The following is a 10,354-nucleotide window of genomic DNA, read 5'->3' as shown; positions in this document are numbered from 1 at the left end:
CAGGAACTCTTTACTCAAAAACCGCAAGACGCAGAGCAATATTTAAAAAAATGGTACTTCTGGGCCACGCACAGTCGGCTGGAGCCTATCAAACAGGCTGCTTACACCATCAAACGCCATTGGGAAGGTGTTCTCCAATGGTTCTCTTCTTACATCTCGAACGGATTACTTGAAGGTATGAACAGTCTCATTCAAGCCGCTAAAGCAAGGGCTCGTGGATACAGGACCAAACCAAACCTTATCACTATCGCATACATTATCGGTGGGAAACTTAATTATGGCTTACCCACATGATGTAGCGAGGAGCCAAATAAACACACCAAAAGGGAGTAACGGTAAAAAATGATAGGCCAATAAAGCCCTTTACAAAGGGCTCAACAGGTTGGTTTGGGGGGAAAATAACCAGCGTAATTGCAGAAACTGCAACCCTGGCAATTTTCCACCTTTCATATGAAGCCAAAACTATCAGGGGCAGGTCCAGGCTGGTTGCAAACACCAACACCCTGATCCGAGATGCAAAATCCCTACCCATAGTGATACATTTGTTTGTTTGGTAAAATAACCAATAAAACTGAAAAAAATAACAGATTATGTTTAGCCTAACAGGTCAATTTGTTCTTTAACAGATGCTTTAATGACAGCTTCAACGCAAGGCATGTACTTGAGAATGCATGGAACTTTAAGGCGATAGTATACTTGCTTGCCGCGCTTCTCATCTTCGACAACCCCAGCCTGTTTAAGGACAGACAAATGTTTGGAGATTGTTGAAAAATCAGCATCGATAAATTCTGCCAACTCACAAACACATTTTTCACCATTAGCCAGTTGCTCGGCCATCCACAACCGAGTGGGATGCCCTAGTGCCTTTAAGACATTAGCTTTAGCTTCGATGAGGGCCATCTCTTTTTCAATCTGTGCATTTTTTTTCATATGTTATTTGGTAAATTAACCATGTGTTTTTGTCAAGAAAATTTAATGGTTAATCGCCGGCAGTAATTTTTTAAGCTGGGAATATATGAAAACATTTCTTCGCGTAATGAAAAGCCTGTTCAATACCAATCGTGCATGGGTAACAGGCCTCAGGTGCTTCAGATTTGGGCAAGCGCGGTTTGCGTCTGCAAGATCGGTAACTGCTGGGGCTCGCAGAAACTACGGTCTCCAGTTATATGAAAATTCTTGAAAATCCAGGATATGTTCGCGTGGGCTGGTGAGTATCACCTTAATTATATCATTGCCTGTAGGGCGATAAAGTCACTTTTTTTCCTACGTTGCACCCTTTGTCTCTGCATACCGTTCTTTAACCTTAATGATTTCAGGGAGCGACTGGATGAAGAGCGGAATGAGTTGGGGATCGAAATGTTCGCCTGCTTCCTTATGGAGGAGTTCAACGGCTGAATCAGTTGGCCAGGCTTTTTTATAGGGCCTGTCTGAGGTCAGGGCATCAAAGACATCAGTAATAGCTACGATCCTTCCTGGCAGAGGAATGTTGTCACCAATCAAGCCATGTGGATAGCCGCGGCCATTCCATTTTTCATGGTGGGTCAGGGCTATCTCCCTGGCCAGCCGGAGTAGGTCTGAGTCATCAAAACCGATCACGTCAGCTCCTATGGCGCAATGAGATTTCATGGTATCGAATTCATCGTCTGTAAGCTTTCCGGGCTTTTTCAGAATAATGTCCGGAATACCTATTTTACCGATATCGTGCATGGGGGCCGCATTCATAAGCAGGTCTGAGTCTGTTTCATTCAGGCCCATTGCCTTGGCGAGAATGTAGGCGTATTTACTTACACGTATAACATGCAGACCTGTTTCGTTGTCTTTGAACTCTGCTGCCTTGCCCAGGCGTTGAATAACCTGCAGCCGTGTTTCATGGAGTTGCCTTGTCTGTAATCGAACTTTTCGGTCAAGTTCCCGGTTTTGATCATAAAGGGCGAGATGGGTTTTAACCCTGGCCATAACCACTGGAGGGCTGATAGGTTTGGTGATATAATCCACCGCCCCCAGCATCAACCCGTGAAGTTCATCATCTAAGCCGATTTTGGCTGTGATGAATATAACCGGAATGTTTTTTGTCACCATATCTGCTTTCAACCTGCGGCAGACTTCATATCCATCCATCTGGGGCATCATGATGTCGAGCAGGATGATGTCAGGGAGACTTTCCCGGGCGATTTTGAGTCCCATCAGGCCGTTGATGGCTGCTTTGACATTGTAGGCATCTTTTAATGTCCCAACAAGAACATCAATGTTTTCCGGAGTGTCATCCACCACAAGAACAGTCTGTTTTTCAGCTTGCATGGTTCACCTCAAAAGTTAGCCCGGATTTCAAAAAATCATGAGAAATGCGGGTCAGGAAGAACAATGTCCAATAGAGAGAAGAGGCTGCCCGGATCCACTGGCTTGTGCAGATATGCCGCGCCTCCAAGTTCAAGCCCTCTGTCGCAGTCCTCGCTGCTTGCCTGTCCGCTGAGAAAGATGATTGGTATATCAGCTGTTTCGCTATCTGATTTAAGCCGACGGCAGACTTCAAGACCATCGAGATCAGGCATGACAATATCCAGCAGGATAACGTCTGGCTTGTTCGGTGCCTGGGCGATTTTCAGAGCAAGTTTCCCATTAATGGCCGCCTTGACATTGTAGTTATCTTTCAGCAGGCCAACCAGGAGGTCGAGGTTTTCCGGAGCATCATCCACCACGAGTATTGTCTTGTCTTTCATTGATTCACCTTTTCTCCTCTCGTTATACCGGATGGTCTCTGCAGTTTTTTCGTAACTGATCACAGACTCCACGGAGTCTCCCACTGGCCGCTTACTTCTTTGCACGATCGAGGTTTCCCGCATAGATAGCCTACCGGAGTCTTCGCTTACCTGCGAAAATCCGCACTTGCAAATCTGAAGCACCTGTGACCAGTTACAACTCCGAACTCATTGAAATATCAGTGTTGTTAACCCCGTGAGTTATGTTTTTTTTAGTGCTGAGCAAGGCCATTTTTCCTTGTATTTCGCGTGCTATGACAAGAGCCTGCTCAAAATCGTATACCTCCACTGCGCTCTCCAGTTTTTTGGAATATTTGGAGATTTGAGGAGCCATGAAAAGATCTTTATGTTCACTGATGGCATCAAGGGCAGCGGTATCGAACGCTTCAAGTTGCGCAATGAGGCTGGTGAGAACCGTATTCAGACGCTCCAGGTCTATTTCCGCATGCCGTACCGGTTCGCTGGATTCCTGGCTGGCAAGAGGTGCCAGCGCGTTCATCACCGTTTGCAGTGCAGATTCGGTTTTTTCAATCAGTTCCTGGGTGATGTGGAGGGATTTGGCCTGGTCCTCCAGTTCCGCACAGCATTTCTGCAGATGTTCGGCGCCTATATTACCGGCAACTCCTTTGAGGGTATGTGCCAGTCTTTGGGCCAGTTGCAGGTCAGACGCATCTTTGGCCCGGGTAAAATCAGTGATAAAATTTCGTTGAGAGAGGTAGACTTTTTGCAGCAGTTTCAGGTAGAGTTCACTGTTCCCCTGGGTTCTTGCCAGACCGTCCTTGGTGTTGATTCCCTCAAGAGCTGGGATAGCAGGGTGTCTCTTTTGCGACTTTTTGACGGGAGTTGCCGGACGGGAAGGGGTAATCCATCTGGCCATTGTCGCAAACATCCTGTCCACATTGATCGGCTTGGCAATATGGTCGTTCATTCCAGCCTGGAGGGCTTTTTCCCGGTCACCGGCCATGGCATTGGCTGTCATGGCCAGGATAGGTAAATCTTTGAACTGTATTTGTTTACGTAACCTGCGTGTTGCATCGTAACCGTCCATAACCGGCATCTGGCAATCCATCAGTACCCCGTCAAATGCCTCTGTCTCAATCCGCTGTATGGCTTCCAGGCCGTTGTCTGCAACTTCGACGCTAATACCATTGGATACGAGCAACTCGACCGCCAGTTCCTGATTTATTTCATTGTCCTCTGCAAGCAGTATCTTTGCACCCTGCAGATGCTTGATATTGTCTGCAGACTCTTTGCTTTGCTGATTTGAACGGGAACCGGTTTCAATGTGATGCCCTCTGGCAAGCATGATTGCGTCGAGCAGGGTTGAGGGGGTGACAGGCTTAGTCAGAAATCCTGAAATATTTACCTCTTTTGCCGTTGCTGAGGCTTCTTCGCGGCCATATGCCGTCACCATTATGACTGTTGGTATTTCAGTAAGACCTGTTTCTTTTTGGATGGTTTTGGTTGTTTCGATACCATCCATTCCGGGCATCTTCCAATCCATGATCACGACCTTGTAGGGGTCATCCTGCTCAGCTTTTTTCAGGAGCTCTATCGCCTTTTCACCGGTCTCTGCCTGATCAATGCGCAAGCCGAATCTGATGAGCATTGTGGACAAAATCTCCCGTGATACCTTATTGTCATCCACAATCAATATTCGGAATGTGTCAAACAGTTTGGTCTCGGCTCTACGTTTTGAAGCAGCGCCTTGCTGTTTGCCGAGTATTACCGTGAAATGAAAAGTGCTTCCTTTCCCGTGCTCGCTTTCCACCCATATTGTTCCACCCATGAGTTCAGTGAGCTTTTTACTGATTGCCAGACCGAGACCTGTGCCACCATACTGGCGTGTTGTTGACGTGTCTGCCTGGGAAAATGATTTAAAAAGATTTCTCTGCTGCTCCTCTGTCATGCCTATACCGGTATCCCGTACCAGAAAATGCAGCTCGGTTTCGTGTGCGTCCTGTTTCACCACAGAGACGGAAATAACCACCTCGCCTTTTTCAGTAAATTTGACAGCGTTGTTCCCAAGGTTGATGAGAATCTGACCGAGCCGGAGCGGATCGCCTATAAGAGCGGTCGGCATGTCTGCCGGAATATCGAACAGCAGCTCAACGTTTTTCTCTTCAGCTTTCAGTCCTACCAGGTTAGCAAGATTATCGAACACATCTTCAAGGCGAAAATCAATGTGTTCGATGTCGAGTTTGCCTGCTTCAATTTTGGAAAAGTCAAGAATATCATTGATGATTCCCAGGAGTGACTCAGCTGATCGATGAACCTTTTCTATGTAATTACGCTGTTTAGGGGTGAGATCGGTCTGCAGGGCCAGGTGGGACATGCCGATAATAGCATTCATCGGTGTACGGATTTCGTGACTCATGTTTGCCAGAAAATCACTTTTGGCCCGGGTGGCGCTCTCTGCCCCTTTCTTGGCATCTTCCAGGTCGTCCATGATATTCAGGATTGCCCGTTTGGCGCGCGCCAGCTCATTCACTTGATCCTGAAGAGCATGTTTGGCTGATTCGGTCAATTCTTTGGCTTTGTGCAACTCTTCATTTTTTTTGAGCAAATCGTTGAGCAGTTCGTCTTCTGAAGGGTGTGATATAAGGTTTCGTAATGTGTCGCAAATCTCTTCAGAAGGTATATAGAGAGGGGTGGGTAATTGTTTGCAAAGTCTTAAGCGGCGAGCATTATTGACTGATTCTTCGGACCTGATCAAGTCGAAATAGCGTTCAGCCCAACTGATATCGATGGTGTTGCTGAAAGAATTGAGGTCAATACAGATATGGTACCGGTCCTGTTGCCATTTGACGCCGATATTCACGTGTACCTTCTTTTCACCATTGAGATGTTGAGGTTCAAGCAGATCAATAAACGCGGTGGAGAGTCTCACTGCTTCGATCTCTTCAAATCCCGTCAGTCGCAATGTCTGATGTATTTTAAAAGCCGCATCTCTCAGGCCGGTCGCTGTACTGACTGTAAGCATTCCAAGTTCAATCATGCACTGTACCTCAGAACTATACAGGACATATCATCAGTTCCCTTGCCCAGTTTTTTCATCAGGTTCAAACAGATATCCCGCGATGTTCCCTGTAGGAGCCCCGGATAAATATCAGGATCATAATGTTCTCTGAGGCCATCGGAACTCATCACAAAGATATCACCGGGATTCAGTAATACCTCATCTGTAACAGGATTGGGGATCCGGTAGCCGAGAATACCGTCCCGGGTGATCAGACTCTGAGGGTTTTTGCCAAAAATACGAAGTGTGATGTTACCCATACCTGAGTAAAGTATTCGTCCTGTAGGGATTTCCAACCTGCAAACGGCTGCGACTGCTCCACGGGTTTCCCTGAGGCATTGATGAATTCCCCGGATAATGTCTGCCGGATCTTCCTTGTTCGCATTTTCTTGCAGAAATGCTTCTGCTTTCCGTGCAATGTCTTCAGCCTTTTCTCCATGCCCCAGGGCATCGACAAGGGCAAGGAGATAACTGTTGCCAGTTTGCCGTATGAAACCTGTATCGCCGCAGGCGCCATAACTTGCCGGATGAGCTTTTTTTTCCAGGTGGAAATCAATATGCATGCGTAGTTACTCCAGCCATTTAATTGCTGTAACCCGTGTGCCTTGGCCGGGTGTTGAATGAATTTCAAACTCATCCATAATCCGTTTCACGCTTGGCAGGCCCAGGCCCAACCCTTTGCCTGAGCTATAATTTTCTGCCATTGCCTTTTTCAGGTCTGGTATTCCAGGTCCGTCATCCCGGGCAGCAACCACGAAACCGACAGTGCCGTTTCGATATGTGGTTCCTATGGAAATGGTTCCTTTCCCGGCATAGCGAATAATATTAGTAGATAACTCAGATACGGCAGATGCTATGAGATACTGTTGAGCTTCTCCAAAACCCAGGTCTTTCAGGAAACGTTTGCAACAGATAACCACCTGAACATTGTCAAAGGGATCTGTGAGTTCAAAATGTAATGTCTTAAGCCTGTTTTGCATCTGCCTCTTGTTTTTCTCTTCTTGTCGTCACAAGCGCCAATGCATCTTCCATAGTGCGGGCTGTATGCATTTCTGAAAAATCGAGATCGCGGTCAACCCAGGCAGCTACTACCCCCGGCCTCAAGCCCACCAGCACTCCCGTGGCACCCAGTAATGAAACGCCCCTGAGAATTTCTCTGAGAGTAGTAAAGCTGTAAGAGCTGAGGATGTTGACGGAACTGAGATTTACAAGAACACCCTTTGCCCCTGTCTCCGCTACAAGTTCCAGTATTTCCCTGTGGAGCCTCTGTAATTCCTCCACTTCAGCTTCAGGGGCCACTGGTACAATCAGGCAATCGCTGATTGTGTATGAGCCCAGAGCTGATACCGACGAATACTGTTTCACTGTTTTGATCCTTTTGGTGTTACTGTCAGGTCGAGCAAGCTGAAGGCGTCGAACAAAGAGTCCTGCAGGGTTGAGTTGGTATCTATATCAGTAAGTTCTATGCCCAACTGAACAAGCGTCTCAGCCACTGCCGGGGTAATTCCTGAGATAATACACCTGCAGCCCATAAGTTTGGTGGCTTTTGCAATCTTTATGAGATGGTTGGCAACAGCCGTGTCCATTGCTGCAACCCCTTGAATATCAAGAATTATCACTTTAGCTGCCGTAGCCATGATTTTTTGCAGCATTGCGCTCATCATCTGCTGGGCTCGCTGTGAATCAACGACACCGACAACCGGTAGAATGACCATCCTGTCCCACAACTTAATGGCAGGAGTTGATATCTCGCGTATGGTTTTACTCTGCTCCTGAAGTTTTTTCTCCTGGCGAACGCGTTCTGTGATATCAATGATATATTCCACTCCTCCAACGATAGTACCATCCTGGTCTTTCAAAGCTGCTGCTGTATATTCAACCGGGACTGTCCTGCCATTGATTTTCATCTCATTGCGAACGGTGGCAACCTGGCCCCCATCCATTACTTGGCGCATCTTGCACTCCGAGGTTCCACAGTGGCGGGATTGTAAAATATCCTTACAGGGCTTACCCTTGACTTCCTCCCATGAACGGCCTATGTGTTTCAGGCCTGCCTCGTTAAGAAATACCAATTCCATCTCCCGGTTAACAGCCATCACCGGAGTGGGGAGATGCTCGAGAACATGCACTGCCAAATCTGTGTCGATTATGCGGATATAGTTCGTCATTTCGGTATATCTCCTTGTTAAAGGATTGTTCTTACCTGATGGTATATTTTTGCGGATGTCCTGTTTGCACAAGAAGAGCGTTTATTTCAGTTTTAAGATCGATCATTTTCTCTTCCCTATCAATTGCCATTCTGTAGAACCGTTCGAGATCGTTGAGGTTTTCCTGGAGTGCCTGCTCGATTTTTTTCTGTTGTGATAAGTCAACAAAGCTTTCCAGCAGTTCTTTTTTTCCATCCAACAGTATTGGCACAACGGTTTTTAAAATGGGAATTTCGACTCCCGATGCAGTTAACAGAAGGCGTTCCTCATTAGTAATACTTTGCTTGTCGTCAGTGATCGGGCAGTTCCCCTCTGCACAGGGGCAGGTGAACTGGTGGCAGCGCTTACCTGTAATCTGCTCAGTGGGGAGTCCAATCATTTTTGCCGCAACTGGATTGACATCCAGAATTATTTTGCTTTGCGGGTCGATAATCATGGTGCCGGTATTAATAGATTCCAGGATGGTTTTGACCCGTTTTTTGCTTTCCTGTAGTGCTTCCTGTGCAGCTTTTTTTTCCGAGATATCGTCCAGCGCCCAGATCACACCCTTTGTGATATCCGGTGGGTTTGCATGGTCAAGGGCATTTCCAGCCAATGAACACCAAATGTTTCTGCCGTTTTTTTGGCGCATTTCATATTCGGTTACAACTCTGATACCTTTGGCAAGTTGTGTGTGGTAACGTTGAGCGAACTCCTCAAAATGTTTGTCTGAAAGATGGAAGGCGCTCAAATCCATGCCGATCATTTCCTGGGGAGATTCATAACCAAGAATTTCTGCTGTGCGTTGGTTACAGCGATACAGTTTGTGTTCGTCTTTAATGAAAATGATGCCTACCTGGGTGTTGTCAAAGATCTGCTGCAGCTCAGTCCTCACCCTGGCCACGGTTTCCTGTGATTCGATTCGTTCGGTTATGTCCCTGATCGTGCCCACAGCGTACCATCTGTTATTATTTTGAAATGAAGAGACGCCTATCTCAGCGGGGAACCTGCTGCCATCCTTGCGAATAGCAGTGAGTTGCTGCAGTTTGCCAACCACCGGTCCTTTCCCGGTTATTGCAAAATTCTCCAGGCCTTTATGTGCATCAGCATGATATTTTTTGGGTGAGATAAGATTGTGCATATTCTTGCCCATAGCCTCTTCTGCGGTGATGCCAAAGAGGTTTTCCGCAGCCTGGTTCCAGTACATGACGCGGGCATGTTCATCAATCATAACCAGACCATCATGTATGGCTTCGCTCATGGCATGGCTTTTACTCTCCGATTCCAAAAGCCTTTTTTCCGTACGTTTACGGTCATTGATTTCAGCTGCCAGACGACGATTCCAATGAAAAATAACACCCAAAACGACAAAACCGATGGCTGCCATTTTCCAGAGCAGTGTATAGTCAAAATCATGTTCATAATGGATAGAACGCCATTTGTTAAATATGGCACTACGTTCTTCTTCAGAGATGGAGTCCAGCCCCTTTTGCAGTATCTGGTGGAGGGTGGGAAGCTTTTTATGGGAAGCAAATCCCAGGCTGTATGTATAGGGGGTTTCACCAGCTACCTTGATCTTTGAAAAACCAAGTCGCTGAATGTTGTATGAGGTGGTGAGCAGTGTGTCGATGTAATGATCTGCACGTCCTGAGGTAACTGCCCGCAGGCCATCCTCCACATTTTTCACCATGAGTAAGGGGAGGTCAGGCCAATCTTTTTCAAGAAAATCAACAATCGCGTGGCCGTCAACAACTGCCGTGACTCCGGTGTGCAATTCACCGATATCTTTAATATAAGGATGGTCCTCCCTGCTGAATATCATCAGTGGCAGTGTTATATAGGGAGTGGTGAAATTGAGATGCTTTTCCAATTCCCTGGTTCTTGTTGCAGACGAGAGCATGTCTATGTAACCATTCTCTATGCCTATAAGTGCGCCTGCCCAGGAAGTCCCCTGTACCGGTTGGAATTGTACCCCGGTTTTTTGGGAGAGAATATCGAGAAAATCTCTGGCCAGGCCGGTATGTTTCCCATCTTCTTCAAGGGTTTCAAGGGGGTGTAGCCGGTCTATATTAAAACTCTCTCAAGTTATCTATCTGTTTTTTCGTTGTATGCAAACCGCTTAATTCGACGCCCCCAGCCAAAATGTCGATTTTTGTAAATATAATTGAATTGTGATCCAGGCTCTTTTTGTGTCATTATCAGGGCAAGCGTACGACATGAACCGAGAAAAACTTTAATAACCTATTGAAAATAAAAATAAAGAAGGTGATATTCTGGCCAGACAGTGTATTCAACCATAGCTAACCGATTCAATACAATGGAGAAGCAATATGGTTGGACAAGTTACCTTGCTACAGAATCATAAAAAGACTCAAAGAAATACGCATAATCGG

Annotated in this window: 10 protein-coding genes; 1 reads left to right on the top strand and 9 read right to left on the bottom strand. The window is 46.5% G+C overall.

Annotated features, from left to right (window positions below; genetic code table 11):
* Positions 1–294, top strand: a 294-nt coding sequence (locus G493_RS0121560; RefSeq protein ID WP_028582042.1) for a transposase, incomplete at its 5' end; no start/stop codon positions are given.
* A gap of 300 nt (positions 295–594) precedes the next feature.
* Here the strand turns inward: G493_RS0121560 and G493_RS0121550 are convergent.
* The 9 genes from G493_RS0121550 to G493_RS0121510 form a co-directional block, all read right to left on the bottom strand.
* Positions 595–930 (bottom strand): ArsR/SmtB family transcription factor, encoded by a 336-nt coding sequence (locus G493_RS0121550; protein WP_028582040.1) that lies wholly within the window; start codon positions 928–930, stop codon positions 595–597.
* 333 nt (positions 931–1,263) lie between these two features.
* A complete protein-coding gene (locus G493_RS0121545; protein WP_028582039.1) occupies positions 1,264–2,298 on the bottom strand; it encodes an HD-GYP domain-containing protein in 1,035 nt (344 codons plus the stop codon).
* Between the two features lie 35 nt (positions 2,299–2,333).
* Positions 2,334–2,717: a response regulator gene (locus G493_RS0121540; protein WP_028582038.1), complete on the bottom strand. Its 384-nt coding sequence runs from the start codon at positions 2,715–2,717 to the stop codon at positions 2,334–2,336.
* A 193-nt stretch (positions 2,718–2,910) separates the two neighbouring features.
* Positions 2,911–5,754 (bottom strand): response regulator, encoded by a 2,844-nt coding sequence (locus tag G493_RS30655; protein WP_051309767.1) that lies wholly within the window; start codon positions 5,752–5,754, stop codon positions 2,911–2,913.
* Complete coding sequence (locus G493_RS0121530) at positions 5,751–6,338, bottom strand: SpoIIE family protein phosphatase (RefSeq protein ID WP_028582037.1); 588 nt, start codon at positions 6,336–6,338, stop codon at positions 5,751–5,753. Before G493_RS0121530 ends, G493_RS30655 begins: the two co-directional genes overlap by 4 nt.
* A gap of 6 nt (positions 6,339–6,344) precedes the next feature.
* Positions 6,345–6,755, bottom strand: coding sequence for an anti-sigma regulatory factor (locus tag G493_RS0121525; protein ID WP_028582036.1), 411 nt, complete (start codon positions 6,753–6,755; stop codon positions 6,345–6,347).
* Positions 6,739–7,140 carry an STAS domain-containing protein gene (locus G493_RS0121520; RefSeq protein WP_028582035.1) on the bottom strand — a complete coding sequence of 134 codons (402 nt, stop codon included), beginning with the start codon at positions 7,138–7,140 and terminating at the stop codon, positions 6,739–6,741. The genes G493_RS0121525 and G493_RS0121520 overlap by 17 nt, the downstream gene beginning before the upstream one ends.
* On the bottom strand, positions 7,137–7,943 hold the full coding sequence (locus G493_RS0121515) for a PAS domain-containing protein (protein ID WP_028582034.1): 807 nt from the start codon (positions 7,941–7,943) through the stop codon (positions 7,137–7,139). The genes G493_RS0121520 and G493_RS0121515 overlap by 4 nt, the downstream gene beginning before the upstream one ends.
* A 31-nt stretch (positions 7,944–7,974) precedes the next feature.
* Complete coding sequence (locus G493_RS0121510; protein WP_269746339.1) at positions 7,975–10,029, bottom strand: PAS domain S-box protein; 2,055 nt, start codon at positions 10,027–10,029, stop codon at positions 7,975–7,977.
* Between the last annotated feature and the right edge of the window lie 325 nt (positions 10,030–10,354).

The sequence above is a fragment of the Desulfogranum japonicum DSM 18378 genome (assembly GCF_000429945.1).
GTDB classification, from domain to species: domain Bacteria; phylum Desulfobacterota; class Desulfobulbia; order Desulfobulbales; family Desulfobulbaceae; genus Desulfogranum; species Desulfogranum japonicum.
This window is presented reverse-complemented; position numbering and strand designations above follow the sequence as displayed.